The organism is Streptomyces sp. NPDC058701, from assembly GCF_042715295.1.
Lineage (GTDB): Bacteria > Actinomycetota > Actinomycetes > Streptomycetales > Streptomycetaceae > Streptomyces.
This window is the reverse complement of the sequence record NZ_JBHXSY010000051.1, coordinates 34,459-48,285: the sequence shown is the minus strand read 5'-3', so window position 1 is coordinate 48,285 and position 13,827 is coordinate 34,459. Positions and strand designations below refer to the sequence as shown.

11 protein-coding genes and 1 pseudogene are annotated in these 13,827 nt (G+C 73.3%); 8 read left to right on the top strand and 4 right to left on the bottom strand.

Annotated elements, in window-relative coordinates:
- The first annotated feature begins 218 nt into the window (after positions 1–218).
- Positions 219–845 carry a DUF1772 domain-containing protein gene (locus ACFWW8_RS33360; protein ID WP_386535205.1) on the top strand — a complete coding sequence of 209 codons (627 nt, stop codon included), beginning with the start codon at positions 219–221 and terminating at the stop codon, positions 843–845.
- Between the two features lie 146 nt (positions 846–991).
- Here the strand turns inward: ACFWW8_RS33360 and ACFWW8_RS33355 are convergent, their stop codons facing one another.
- Positions 992–1,486: a DUF1772 domain-containing protein gene (locus ACFWW8_RS33355; protein ID WP_386535203.1), complete on the bottom strand. Its 495-nt coding sequence runs from the start codon at positions 1,484–1,486 to the stop codon at positions 992–994.
- Positions 1,487–1,928: 442 nt separating this feature from the next.
- Here ACFWW8_RS33355 and ACFWW8_RS33350 point away from each other — a divergent pair, with 442 nt between their 5' ends.
- Together ACFWW8_RS33350 and ACFWW8_RS33345 are read left to right on the top strand one after the other, a co-directional pair.
- A complete protein-coding gene (locus ACFWW8_RS33350) occupies positions 1,929–3,503 on the top strand; it encodes a glycosyltransferase family 2 protein (RefSeq protein WP_386535200.1) in 1,575 nt (524 codons plus the stop codon).
- Positions 3,504–3,956: 453 nt separating this feature from the next.
- Entirely contained in the window at positions 3,957–4,475 is a 519-nt protein-coding gene (locus ACFWW8_RS33345; protein ID WP_386535198.1) for an O-acetyl-ADP-ribose deacetylase, read from the top strand.
- A 4-nt stretch (positions 4,476–4,479) separates the two neighbouring features.
- Here the strand turns inward: ACFWW8_RS33345 and ACFWW8_RS33340 are convergent, their stop codons facing one another.
- Entirely contained in the window at positions 4,480–4,890 is a 411-nt protein-coding gene (locus ACFWW8_RS33340) for a hypothetical protein (protein WP_386535196.1), read from the bottom strand.
- A gap of 466 nt (positions 4,891–5,356) precedes the next feature.
- Here ACFWW8_RS33340 and ACFWW8_RS33335 point away from each other — a divergent pair, with 466 nt between their 5' ends.
- From ACFWW8_RS33335 to ACFWW8_RS33325, 3 genes are all read left to right on the top strand, one after another.
- Positions 5,357–6,403, top strand: a complete 1,047-nt coding sequence (locus tag ACFWW8_RS33335) for a lyase (RefSeq protein WP_386535193.1) — start codon at positions 5,357–5,359, stop codon at positions 6,401–6,403.
- A 14-nt stretch (positions 6,404–6,417) separates the two neighbouring features.
- On the top strand, positions 6,418–7,770 hold the full coding sequence (locus tag ACFWW8_RS33330) for a cytochrome P450 (protein ID WP_386535191.1): 1,353 nt from the start codon (positions 6,418–6,420) through the stop codon (positions 7,768–7,770).
- 191 nt (positions 7,771–7,961) lie between these two features.
- Positions 7,962–10,862, top strand: a complete 2,901-nt coding sequence (locus ACFWW8_RS33325; protein ID WP_386535189.1) for an AAA family ATPase — start codon at positions 7,962–7,964, stop codon at positions 10,860–10,862.
- Positions 10,863–10,869: 7 nt separating this feature from the next.
- Here ACFWW8_RS33325 and ACFWW8_RS33320 read toward each other — a convergent pair.
- Both ACFWW8_RS33320 and ACFWW8_RS33315 read right to left on the bottom strand, forming a co-directional pair.
- Positions 10,870–11,218: pseudogene (locus ACFWW8_RS33320) on the bottom strand (lipase); the annotation flags it as partial.
- Between the two features lie 363 nt (positions 11,219–11,581).
- Complete coding sequence (locus ACFWW8_RS33315; protein WP_386535186.1) at positions 11,582–12,274, bottom strand: hypothetical protein; 693 nt, start codon at positions 12,272–12,274, stop codon at positions 11,582–11,584.
- A gap of 760 nt (positions 12,275–13,034) precedes the next feature.
- Here ACFWW8_RS33315 and ACFWW8_RS33310 point away from each other — a divergent pair.
- Both ACFWW8_RS33310 and ACFWW8_RS33305 read left to right on the top strand, forming a co-directional pair.
- Positions 13,035–13,247, top strand: coding sequence for a hypothetical protein (locus ACFWW8_RS33310; protein WP_386535183.1), 213 nt, complete (start codon positions 13,035–13,037; stop codon positions 13,245–13,247).
- Between the two features lie 188 nt (positions 13,248–13,435).
- Entirely contained in the window at positions 13,436–13,633 is a 198-nt protein-coding gene (locus ACFWW8_RS33305) for a hypothetical protein (protein ID WP_386535180.1), read from the top strand.
- Positions 13,634–13,827 lie beyond the last annotated feature (194 nt).

Sequence of the window (13,827 nt, the reverse complement as noted above, 5' to 3'; positions counted from 1 at the left end):
GTACATCGGCGTCGACGTCGACGGCCCGTACAAGCCGGACCACTACCGCTACTGACCGGCCCGCCCCGGCCCACGGGCCGAACAGATCACGCCACCGGCTCTCGAACTTCCCTCGAGAGCCGGTGGAACCCCGTGGCCGGGCATCCCGGGGAGTGTCACGATCGGATGTCCGAGCCGAGGGCGAGCAGTACTCCCACCACCGCAGACGAGGATGTCCCATGAACCCCAACCCGGCCGGTAGCCCCCCGCACCACCCTGCCGGCGGCCCGAGCCCCTACCCGGCCCCTCCGGGCTACGACACCCGGCACCCGTCCCAGCCGCCCGCGCCGGCGGCCGCCGCACCGCGCGGCAAGGCGGCCACCGTGCTCCTCCTGGTCTCCACGGTCCTCGTGGGCCTGATGGCGGGCCTCTTCTTCGCCTTCGACGTCTCGGTCATGCCGGGTCTGGCGGCGGGCGACGAACGCACCTACGTCACCGCGATGCAGGCCTTCAACAAGGCCATCGACGGCAACGGCCTCTTCGGCACGGCGTTCGTCATCGCCCTGCTCGCCTCCGCCGCCTCGGCGGTCGTCGAGTTCCGCAAGGGGCGCCGCGGCGTCGCGGTCTGGGTCGCGGCCGCCGCCGTGGCCTACCTCGTCGTCCTGATGATCACCTTCTCCGTGAACATCCCCCTCAACAACGAACTCGCCGCCGCCGGCGACGCCGCGAAGATGACGGACTTCTCCGTCGTCGACAAGTTCAAGGGCACCTGGGTCGCCACCAACATCGTCCGCACCCTGCTGTGCACGGTGGCCCTCACCGCCCTGTCCCGCGCCCTGATCCTGTACGGGCGCGCCACCCGCTGACACACCCCGCCGGCCCCGCCGGGTCCCGAGCCCCCCACACGCGCCACCCCGAAGTCCCCCGGCCCACCCGGCCGGGGGACTTCGGGGTGGCGCGCACACCGCACACCGCACACCACGCACCGTGGGGCCGGTCCGCCCGCCGCCGCTCAGCCCCGGCCGTGCAGGACCAGGGCCCACGCCAGGAACCCGACCGCCGCCGTGCACAGCAGGGTCCGCCACACGTTGGCACGCGCCCACGGCCCCTCGAAGGCACGGCGCACGGCGGCCGGATCACCGATCCGCGCGACCGGGCCGGCCTTCTCCAGCGCGTTGTTCAGGGGGATGTTCACCTTGTTGGTGACACCCATCGAGACGACGTAGCAGACCAGCGCCGCGATCAGCGGCGGCAGCACCTCCCGCCCGTCGGACGGGATGTGCAGGGCCAGCGCCAGAGCGGTGAACAGGAACGCGCCGATGTAGCCCAGCACGAACCACCCGTTGAGGATGGCCACGTTGATGCGCTGCATGACCTCGATCACCGTACGGTCGTCGGTGCGCTTCAGGCCGGGCATCACGGAGACGGCGAAGCCGTAGAACAGACCGCTCACCAGTCCCATCGAGACGGTCGCGGCGATGAGCGAGGCAAGGCGTGCGGTCTCCATCGGGTGTCCCCCTGCTCGTCCGTCCGCGGAGTATCTCGGTCATCGATTCTTCGGGAACGGGTCATCAAATCGTCAAGTCAGGGCGACTATACGGGCGGTAGCGCCCCGGCGGCCGGTCCGTTCGAGCGATCCTCCACCGCCTCTCGAGCCCCGCGCACGCCCGCGCCCCCGCCCACCCCCGCTCCCGGCCGCCCCCCGCACACCCGCCGGCCCGGCCGCGGGGCTTCCGCAGGACCCCTCGGATCACGCCCCCGCCGGTTGCCCGCGGCCCGCCCGCCGGCCCGCCCCCGGAACCGCCACCACGGCCATCTGCGGAGTCGCCCGCACCGGCCGGGCGGCGGTCACCGGCCGGCCGGAGCACCCGCCCGCCGGGCACCCCGCACCCGCCGCCCGGGGCACCCGGCGGACCGCCCGGCGCCGGGCGGCGTCCATAATCTCCACCATGTCCCGCGAACGTGTACCCGACATATCCGTGATCATCGCCGCCTACAACGCGATGCCCTACCTGACCGAGTGCCTGGACTCGGTCGTGGGCCAGACCCTGGGCATGGACCGGATCGAGGTCATCGCGGTCGACGACGGCTCCACGGACGGCAGCGGCGCGGAGCTGGACCGCTACGCCTCCCTCCACCCGCAGCTCCAGGTGGTGCACCAGGCGAACTCCGGAGGCCCCGGCGGCCCCCGCAACCGGGCCCTGGACCTGGCCCGAGGCCGGTACGCCTTCGCCCTGGACGCCGACGACTACCTCGGCCCCGAGGCACTGGAGCGGCTCCTGCGGATGGCCGACACCCAGAACAGCGACGTCGTCCTCGCCCGGCAGGTCGGCCTCGGCCGGACCGTCTCGGAGAAGGCACACCGCCACGCCACGGAAGCCGACCTCTACACCTCCGAGGTCTACCGCTCGCTGCACAGTGCCAAGCTCATCCGGCGCGAGATCATCGAGGACGGGCCCGTCCGCTACCCCGACGACCTCTGGTACGGAGAGGACCAGGTCTTCGTCACGGCCGTCTACCTGGCCGCCCGCAAGATCTCCGTGGTCGGCGACTACGACTGCTACTTCCTGCGCCGCCGCGAGGACGGCCAGAACATCACCTCCCGCAGCCGGTCGGCGGACGAGACGGTCCGGCACATCGAACGCGTCATGGCGCTCGTCGCCGACCGGGTCCAGGACCCCGTCGGCCGCCGCCGCATGATCGGCCGTCACTTCCGCAGCCTGATCCGCACGGCCCTGCGCCCGGCGGTGACCGCCCGCCACGACTACCCGGAGTTCACCGCGGAGGTCTACGCCCGCGGCCGGGCGCTCGTCCGGGCGTACTGGACCCCCGACATGGGCGAGGAACTGCCCCGGATCGACTGGATCCGGCTGTACGCGTTCGTCAGCTGCCCCCCGGGGGCCTTCGAGCAGCTGATGGAGTACGACCCGGCGAAGGAGCCGCCGGTGGACCTGGCCGAGAACGGCAGGGTCTACCGGTGCTTCCCGCTGTTCCGCGACACGGCCGCGGGCCTGCCCGACGTCCTCTTCGACGTCACGGCCAAGCTCCGGGCCCAGCACCACCTGGAGACGATGACCTTCAGGGGCAGCCGGATGATCCTCACCGGCCACGCCTACGTGGAAACACTGGGCACGGGGCCGGAGCCCGGCGCACTCGTGCTCCGCGAACGCGACAGCGGCCGCGAGCACACCGCCGAAACCGTCCCCGTCGCCTCACCGGACCTGGGGGAGGGCCTGGAGAGGGCCGGCTTCCGCACCGAGATGAACCTGGCCGCGGTGGACGGGGGCGGCCCACTGGGACCGGGCACCTGGGACGTGTTCCTGGACGTACGGGCCCAGGACGTGACCCGCCGGGTACGGCTGGGCCGCAAGCACGCCCCGGACCTGGACCGCACGGCCCGCCGCCCCCGCGTCCTGGCCCAGGACCCGCAGGGCGGCACCGAACTGGCCGTGTCCCCGTACTTCACGGCCCACGACAACCTCACCGTCGAGGTGGCCCGGCGCTTCCTGCCGACAGCGGGCTGAGCCACGCCTCAGCGGCTGCCGCCCCCCGTCGTTCGTGTCCGTCCCGTCTCTCTGCCCTGTCGTGTCCGTCTCCTCGAAGCCGCTGCACGGGGTGCGGTCGTTGCCCTGCGACACCGTGTGGCTGCCGTTCTCCACGTTCGTCATCTGGAACGCCCCGCCGTCGGCGCCGACGGTGAACGGGCCGCCCGCGGCGGTCGGCGAGGACAGGAAAGCGGCGCCCGGCGTGAAACCGCCGCCGGAGAGGTGCACCGTGCCGTCGGGCAGCACACCGGAGACGGAACAGCTGGCAGCGGGTACGGTGGCGGCCGCCGCGCCCCTCCCATCGTCCCCCGCCCGCCCCGGGGCGGCGACAGGCGTACGGGCGGGCCGCGCCGGCCGCGTGCCGCCCGCGGCCTAGCCTGGACCGGCAGCGCCGTCGGGCACCGGCCGGCGGCCGCGTACGGAAGGAACCCCATGGCCCGCATCACCCTCGTCCGGGGAGACATCACCGCCGAGCGGGCGGACGCGCTGGTCAACGCCGCGAACTCCTCCCTGCTCGGCGGCGGGGGAGTGGACGGGGCCATCCACCGCCGCGGCGGCCCGGAGATCCTGGAGGCCTGCCGCGCGCTGCGCGCCTCGCACTACGGCAAGGGCCTGCCGACCGGCCGGGCCGTCGCCACCACGGCGGGCCGCCTCCCCGCCCGGTGGGTCATCCACACGGTGGGGCCCGTCTGGTCCCGGGAGGAGGACCGCAGCGACCTGCTGGCCTCCTGCTACCGCGAGTCGCTGCGCGTCGCCGCCGAACTGGGGGCCCGCACCGTCGCGTTCCCCGCCGTCTCCACCGGCGTCTACGGCTGGCCCATGGACGACGGGGCCCGCATCGCGGTCGAAACGGCGCGCGCCGCCGCGACCGCGCCGGTGGAGGAGGTCCGCTTCGTGCTCTTCGACGCGGCCGCCCACGCGGCCTTCACCCAGGCCCTGGAACACGGCTAGGCCGTCAGGGCGCCGTGGAGCCGCTCGCGCGGACGATGCCGTCGAGCTCGCTGTCGATCCACTCCCGCCCGGCCCCGCGCGCCGGGGCGGGGGAGACGGCGTTGTCCACGACCGCCCAGCCCCTGCCGCCGTCGGGGGAGGTGACCTCGACCAGCCGGTGGTCGAGGTGACCGGTGATCATCACCGCCATCAGGGACAGGTACTCGCGCTGCAGCTCGGGAGCGAGGTCGCCCTCCCCGGGCAGCTCCAGTACGGCCTGGTGACCGTCCCCCAGCAGCCTGCAGGTGGTCTCCACCGCCCGGATGAGCAGCGCGAACCGCTCACCGCTCAGCCGCGCCCGCAGAACCCCCAGGTAGGCGCCCAGGACATCGGGCCCCTCGCCGTCCCCCTGGTCCGCCGGATGACTGTCGGTCATGTCCCACCCCTCCCCGGACGGCCGTGTCCCCCCGCAGTCTAGGCAGCCTGCGCCACGCCCAGGTCGGTCTTCGGCCATGCACTCCGACCCCCGCCCCTCCCACCCGGGGCGCAAGGGGCGGGGGACACGCGTGTGCCCCGCCGCGGCCCCTGCGCGCACGCCCGCGGCGCCGAATATGCCAAGCAGATATTCGAAACGAATACACTTTCGGTATTTTCGGGATGAATTAAGTATCATCCCTCGCCCTACATTGACAGCCCGCTGCGCTCTGAGAGTTAATTACTTCGCGGGTGGCCGGATGTGGTCAGGTGTCGGCGGGATCTGGTCGGTCGGTGACCGCATCCTTCCGGCGGCGTCAGCGCGCCGCCGTGGCGATGCCGCAGCAGAGAGGTGTTTCGGGAGCAGGACGATCACGATTGTAGATTGAGCGGGTATTGGCGCATCAGATTCTTTTATGGGGGGATCAATGACCCAGCTCGACTCTTTCTCCGTTCCCGATTTCCACCTTCCGTTCGGGAACTCCAAGCACCCGCAGGCCGCACGGGCCAACGCCGAAGCCACGTCCTGGGCGGTGCGCCACGAACTCGTCACCGACGCCGTGGAACAGTTCGCCGGCATCGGCTTCGGACACCTCGCGGGCCGCGTGAGCGGTGAAGTCCCTTACGAGAAGGTCGTGTTGCTCGCCGAGTGGATGGCCTGGTCGTTCGTGCTCGACGACCAGCACGACCACCTCATCCGCACGGGGGAGGTCGCGGCCTGGCGGCCCGTCGCCGCCGCGATCACCGAGCACCTCCACACGGGGCGGATCACCGGCACGGCAGCGCACGGAAACCCGCTGGTGAGCGGATTCACCGACCTGTGCGACCGCATCCTGGACGGGATGGGCCCGCTGACCGCGGCCCGCTACCGGGCCCACGTCCCCCTCATGCTGGGCTCCCTGGACCAGGAGGCGGGCAACCGTGGGGCGTCCGGCGGCGCCGGACTGCCGGCGGTCCAGGACTACATCCTCATGCGCCGCCACAGCTCCCAACTGCTCCCCATGATGGACATGGTGGAGGCCGGCCTCGGCCTGGAGCTGCCGCAGCACATCCACGACCTCCCCGACCTCCAGGCGCTCGCCGCCAGCGCCGTCGACATCATCTCCTGGGGCAACGACGTGTTCTCCCTGCCGAAGGAGCACGCCTGCGGCGACAACAACAACCTCGTCGCCCTCATCTCCGCCTGGGAGGGCTGCTCGCTCGCCGACGCGGTCCGCGCCGTCGAGGGCCGCATCCAGACCCGCATCGAGGAATATCTGGCCGGAGAACGACGCCTGTTCGAGGCCCTGGACGCCCAGGGGGGAACAGAACCGTCGGTCCGCGCCGCCATCACCCGCTGCGTGCGCAGTTACGAAGACTGGATGATCGGCGCGGATCTGTGGCAGCGTTACGAGTGCACGCGGTACAGCGACGAACGGTTCGCGGCCGGGCTGGAGTCTGCGTACACCCGCCCGGACCTGGTCTCCGTGGCATGACAGGGAGTCCGACCATGGCGCACCCGCAGCACCCCGGCCCGGCGGTCCAAGCCCCCGTGGCCCCGGGGCGGTTACCGCTCCTGGGCCACGCACTGCACCTGTGGCGGGAGCCGATAGCGTTCCTGGAGTCCCTGCGGGACCACGGCGGGGTCGTACGGCTCGACATCGGCACCTGGCCCGTCCACGTCCTCACCACCCCCGACCACGTCCACACCGTACTGGTCCAGCAGGCCCAGAAGTTCGGCCGCGGCCGGGTCTTCGACCGGCTGCGCCCGATGTTCGGCAACGGCCTCGTCACCACCGACGGCGACTTCCACCGCAAACAGCGCCGGATGATCCAGCCCGCCTTCCACCGCCACCACATCGCCGAGTACGCCGAGGTGATGGGCCGCCAGGCGGAGGCGATGACCTCCTCGTGGACGGCCGGCCGGGAAGTCTCGATGATCACCGAGACCCGCCGGTACGCCCTCTCCTCCGTCGCCGAGATGATCTTCTCGGGGGACCTGAGCCGCCCCGCCGTCGACGAGGTGCACCGCTCCCTGCCCGTCGTCCTGGAGGGCATGCTCGTCCGCGCGGTCATGCCCAAGTCCCTGGACCGGCTGCCCATCCCGCTCAACCGGCGGTTCGACGCCGCCGCCGCCCGGCTGCGCGCGATCATCGACCAGGTCATCGCCCAGTACGGCGCCGAAGGGCAGGACCGCGGCGACCTGTTGTCCCTGCTGCTGTCCAGCACCGACCCGGAGACCGGCGAGACGATGGCCGCCGAACAGGTGCGGGACGAGGTGATCGCCATCATGTTCGCCGGCACCGAGACCTCGGCGACCACCCTCGCCTGGATCTTCCACGAACTAGGCCGCCACCCCGAGGTGGAGAAGCGCCTGCACGACGAGGTCGACGCGGTCGTGGGGGACGGACCGGTCCGCCCCGCCGACCTCTGCCGGCTGACGTACACCAACAACGTCTTCCAGGAGGCACTGCGCCTGCACTCGCCGCTGCTGTTCACCCGGCGGTCCCTGGTCCCCCTCACCCTCGGCGGGGTCTCCATCCCCGCCGGGGCCGAACTGGGCTACAGCCCCTACGCGTTGCACCGCGACCCCGCGCTCTTCCCCGACCCGACCGTCTTCGACCCGGACCGCTGGCAGGGGGACGGCGGCGACCGGCCGCGCGACCACCGGTACGTCCCGTTCGGGGCCGGCCAGCACAAGTGCATCGGCGACTCGTTCGCGGTGGCCGAGATCCTCACCGCGGTGGCGAGCGTCGCCACCCGCTGGCGGCTGGCCCCCGCCCCGGGCATCACGGTGCGCGAGGTCCCCGCCGGCATCCCGCAGCCCAGCGAGCTGCCCATGATTCCCATCGCGCGACGCTGACGGAATCCGACCGATCGCGTTCTCCACCGGTACGGTTCCCGCCAATTCTTCAACACAACAGCGCAATGAAGTGGGCCGAGGGTACAGGATTGTCCCCGTACGAGTGGCGAGATACCGCATTTAATAACTTTAAGACGCACCATCTCGCTCCCGCGCCGTACACTCGGCCGCACGCGCAGGAGGGGGCAGGAATGTCACATGTCACGGAACCCAGAGGAGGGGCTTCCCAGCCCCTCGTCGAACGGGAAACCGAGATCCTGGCCATCCACCGCGCCGTGGACGACCTCTACGGCACCTCCTCCCGCGGCGCGGCCACCCGCCGCGGGGGAGTGCTGACCTTCGCGGGATCACCCGGCATCGGCAAGACCACCCTGCTCGCCGAAGCCCGCCGGCACGCCGCCGCACGCGGCTGCACCGTCCTGTCCGCCCGCGGCGGCGAACAGGAACGCCAGGTCCCCTTCCACGTGATGCGCCAGCTCATCCAGCCCACGTTCGCCGCCATGGGCGAGGACGAACGCCGCGACGTCCTCGGCACCTGGCACAGCATCGTGGCCCCCGCGCTCGGCCTCACCGCCGCCCCCGAAGGCCCCACCGCACCCGACCCGCAAGGCGTCCGCGACGGCCTGGACTGGGTCGTCACGCACCTGACCGTCCGCAGCGCACCCGTCGTCCTGGTCCTCGACGACGCCCACTGGGCGGATGCCGAATCCCTGGCCTGGCTCACCGCCTTCGCCGCCCGCGCCGAAGAACTCGCCATGCTCATCATGGTGGCCTGCAGGCCCGACGAGATCCCCGCCGACGCCGCCTCCCTGCGCGCCCTCATCGGACGCCAGGGCACCCGCCCCCACGAACTCGCCTCCCTCACCACGAGCGGGGTCGCGCGCATCGTCCGCGACACCCTCGGCGAGAGCGCCGACGACGTGTTCTGCCGCGAATGCTGGGCGATCACCGGCGGCAACCCCTTCGAGGTCGTCGAGCTGGTCATGAAGGGCCGCGACCGCGGACTGAAGCCGTTCCAGGACAACATCCCCCAGCTCCGCGACCTGGCCTCCGCCGTCAAGGGCAGCGGACTCATCGACCGCATCGAACAGCTCGGACCCTCCACCGTCCGCCTCGCCTGGGCCGCCGCCGTCCTGGGCACCGCCGTCCCCGTCAGCATCGTCGGAAACGTCGCCGCCCTCGGCGAGGCCCAGGCCGCCCAGGCCATCGAGCAACTCCGCGCCGCCCGCATCCTGACCGTCCTCACCGGCCTGCGCCGCAAGGAGGTCGTCGACTTCTTCCACCCCCTCATCGCCACCGCCGTCTACCGGTCCATCCCGCCCGGCGTCCGCGTCGCCATGCACGGCATGGCCGCACAGGCCCTGGTCGACGACGGCCACGGCGCCGGCGCGGCCGCCCGCCACCTCCTGGAGATGCACCCCGAAGGCGACCCCTGGGTGGTCCAGCAACTGCGCCAGGCCGCCCGCGACAGCTTCTCCGCGGGCGCCCCCGACGCCGCCCGCCGCTACCTGGCCCGCGCCCTGCGCGAACCGCCCGAGATCGAGGACCGGGCCGAGGTCCTCTTCGAACTCGGCTCCGCCAACCTCCTGCACGACCCCCTCACCACCATCAACCAGCTCAGGACCGCGCTGGAGGAGCCCAAGACCGAGCAGAACCTGCGCGAGGCGATCACCTACCGCCTCGCACAGGCCCTCGGCCACACCGGCCAGCTGGAGCAGGCCGCCGCCCTCCTCGCCGAGGAGGCCCGGCGCGCCACCAGCTCCCGCACCCGGCTGCGCATGCAGGCCGAGCAGTTCAAGTGGAACTCGGTCCGCTTCGACGAGGAGAACTCGCCCGCCCGCTCCCGGCTCCTGGCCCAGTTCGCCAAACGCCTCACCGGCCGCGGCATCGCCGAGCGGCACATCCTGGGCCTGCGGGCCTGGGACGCCGCGCTGCGCGGCGAATCCGCCGCCACCGCACTGGAGTACGCGGAACAGGCCCTGGACGGCGGCATGAGCTGGACCGACCAGGACTTCGGCTTCGAGGTGCCCGCCGTCGTGGCCCTCACCCTCATGTACTGCGACCAGCCGGGCCGCGCCGAGGAACTCTTCAACAGCGCCATCGTCGACTTCGAGTCGAAGGGCTGGCGCGGCGCACACCTCTCCTTCGTCTACACCCTCCTCGGCTACGTCCGCTACCGCCGCGGACGCCTCGCCGAGGCCGAGGACTTCGTCCGCAACGGCCTGCAGATCGCCGACCGCATCGCCCAGGACATCCCCGCCCAGTGGTACGCGATCGGCACCCTCATCGAGACCCTCCTCGCCCGCGGCAACGTCACCGAGGCCAAGAAGGTCGCCCGCACCTACAAACTCGCCGACGGCTTCCCCAAAGCCGTCGTCTACCCCGACCCCCAGGCCGTCTGGGGCAAACTCCTCCTGGCCCAGGGCCGCATCGAGGAAGCCGAACAGCACCTCACCGAAGCCGGCCGACGCCTCGACCTCCGCGGCACCCGCAACCCCTCCTGGAGCCCCTGGCAACTCGACCTGGCCCTCGCCCAGGTGACCCACGACCCCGAGCAGGCACGGGCCACGGCCGCCGAAGCCGTCGCTCGCGCCCGCGCGTTCGGAGCGTCCAGCACCATCGGACACGCCCTGCGCGTCGCGGCGACCGCCACCGACCCCGCCCGGGCGGCCGTCCTGCTCCAGGAAGCCGTCGAACGCCTCGAACAGTCCCCGGCCGCCTGCGAACTCGCCCACGCGCTCGTCGACCACGGCATCGCCCTGCACACCATGGGCGACCCGCACCAGGCCGCCCAACAGCTCTACCGGGGCATGGAGACCGCCTCCGCCTGCGGCGCCGACGCACTCGCCGACCGCGCCCGTGCCCAGCTCGCCTCGGCCGGACTGCGCCCGCGCCGCCTGTACACCTCCGAACAGGACACCCTGACGGTCGCGGAGAACGTGGCGGCCCGCCACGCCGCCCGCGGACTCGACAACCCGGCCATCGCCAAGGAGATGTACACCGACGCCCACACCGTCTCGGAACTGCTGTCCGCGGTCTTCACCAAACTCGGCACCGACCGCCCCGGCCTGCGCCGAGCCCTGGAGAACTGACCGCCCACCCGCGCCCGGCCGGCCGGCCGTCGACCAGCAGGTCGTACACCCCCCTCGGGCCGCGGCGGGGCGCCCGCGTACGGCGTCCTGGTGCGGTGCGCGTCCACCTCGACGACGGCCGCCCGGGTACGGAACACCAGCCGTACACCGCAGGGCCGGGACTCCGCCATGGCCAGCTGCCCGTCGGCGCACTGCGCCCGGGCCCGCGCCGGCAGCCGGTGCGGCAGCACCCCGCGCCCGGCGTGCTCCAGCTCCAGAGCGCCGCGCAGCAGGCCCGCGGTGATCGGCGTGGTGGTCCACTGCGCGGACCGGCCCGGCACGCGGGACCCGCCAGGACCGTCGGAACGCTCGCTCATGTCCGCAGGGTGCTGGCCCGGCGACCGCGGCCCACCGATTTTCCGGCCGCCTCCCGTGTCCCGGACCGGCCCCGGACCGGGGCGCCGTCCACGAGCCTGGGCACGGGACAGGGCCCGGCGGGATGGGGGGGGTATCCGGCCGGGCCCTGGTCTGGGACGGGGGAGCCGGCGCCGCGGCGCCGGGAACTCCTTCCCGCACCCACATGTTCGCCCCACAACGCGGTGCGGTGCCAGCCGGAGCGTGGCATTCGGCCTACCGCCCGCCGCCCGCCCGCACCGGCGCAGCCCCCGGGTGCCTCCCGGAGGGCGGCCCCGCGCGGCCCACCGACCCGCACGCACCCGCGGGAGCGCCGCCGCCGGGAGCTACGCGGACTGCGGCGGGACGGGAGCGGCGTCCGGGGCCGCGGGGGCGGCGGGGGCGGCGGCCACCCGGGTGTAGTACACGGAACGCCCCTGCTTGGAACGTTCCAGCAGACCGCGGGCCACCCCCTGCTCCAGGGTGTTGCGGATGATGGTCGGCTGGACCTTGCGCCCGGGGTGCGCGGCGCCGACGGCGTCGGCCACCTCGCCGACCGACTTGGGCTCCGACTCCCCGGCGACGGCCGCCGTGACGAGGTCGAGCCAGGACGGCCCGACCGCGTCCTTCTTCACCGCGTCCTTCTTCGCCGGGGCCGCCTTCACGGCCTCCTTCTTCACCGCGCCGCCGCCCGCGCTCCCGCCCGCGGCCTTGCGCGTGCGCGCGGGCTTCGCGGCCGCCGCACCCTTCGGCTCCGCCGCCTTGCCCGCACCCCGCGGCGCACTGCGCGCGGACGGCACCGCGGCACGCTTCGCACCGCGCTTCGCGGCCGGCGCGGACGCGGGCTTCACCGAGACGCCCAGGGCGTCCTGCATCTTCAGGAGGACCTTCTCGCTGTCCTCCAGCTGCGCCAGCTCCTGCTGCAGCCGCAGCAGTTCGGCCCGTGCCTGCTCCTGGGCCGCGTGGTTCGCCGCGAGGTCCCCGGAGATCTGCTGGGCGTATCCGTCTTCGACGCGCGTGGCGTTGGTCGCTGAACTCATGTGTTCCTCGTCGTCTTTCGTAGGGGAGGAGCGTGACGCGATGGTACGCACCACACCTGCCCGTGACACGGGATCGCGCACACGGTGCACCGCGGAACACCCTCCGCGTCCAGCCACTATGCCCCGTTGACCGCACACCCACGCACCCCGCACACCTCCCACCCCGCACACACCCGCACCCCACCCCACCCGCCCCGTCCCCACACCCGACGACCCGAGCCGCCAAACCCACTGCCACACAAGGGAGTTGGACGCTACGCGCGGCGAAGACATCAACCAGCGCCCCACACCCGCCCATCCGGATCCGCTCCGGGGAAAACCGCCCGAACCCGCCACCAGGTGGTTGCGGCCAGCGCCGCGAAGCTCCCGCACACCTCGGACCGGCGCCCCGGACCGCCGGCTCCACACATCGCACCTGATCGACGACCGGCGCACCTTCCCCACCCCCTGCACGACACCGCCCGGCAGGGGGAGCGCTGCCGGGCCGGCCGGATGCGGACTCCGCTCCCGTCGTTCGCCGCTCCCGCCGTTCGCCGGACGTCCGGGGCCGGGGCGCCGGATTTTCCGTCCGTACGGGGTGAGACCTGCGGCTCAGGGGTGACGTGAGGCGGTGCCGGATCGTTTCAGCCGATGTGAATGAGAGATTCCGCTTTTCTGCGGCACGGCCCTGCCCCCCGGCGACCGGGACGGCCGGCCGGCCACCCCTGCGCACCCCCGCCCCGGACCGCACCCGCCCCGGGGCGCCGTACGGGGGCACGGCATGAGCGCGCGGTCCTTCTACTGGTGCCAGGAGTGCCGCCTCCCGCTGTACGCCACCAGCTCGGGCGCGACCCCCGGCGCACGCGACTGGGAGATCGACCACCAGGTGCCCGGCGACTGCGTCAACGGACACCTGATGCCGCTGTCCGGCACGGCCGCCGGACCGGAGGACCTGCCCCACGCCGCCCGCGTCCTGCGCCTCTTCGGCTGCTGAACCCCGGCGCACGGCCGGCAGCGGGGCAGGGGCGGGGCGTCCGGCACCGGGCGGCCCGCCGGACGGCTGCTCCGGGCCGCTCCGCCGGGCCGCTCCGCCGGGCTGCCCGCCGGGCGGCTGCGCCCGGGCGGTGATGACGGAAGGATCACGGCCCGCCACGGCGGCCGGTTGGGGTCGTTGGGCCGGGTATGGACCAGAGAACCGTTACGCCGCAGTCGGGCCTCGCCGAGCTGCCGGCCCCCCGCCGGCCGGCCTCCGAGTCGCCGATCTACGACGCCCTCGAACGGCAGTGGCTCCGGGAAGGCCGCGAAGTCCCCCGCCAGGACGGCCCGCCCCGCGGCGGCCGGCACCGGGCCGACGCCGGGGACCTGTTCCGCCGCGCCTGACCACCGCACCGGCGGCCCGGCCGCCCGCCCCGGCCGGCGCCGGGACCTGCCGAACGCCGGGCCCGGGCAGGACCGGACGCGGACGCAGAGGCAGAGTCGGGCGCAGAGGGGGCCGGGGCAGGGCCGGTGCACCGGGGCCGGAACAGACGGATCCCCAGCCGCGTGATGACGGGGGGCGTCATCGCGCGGCTGGG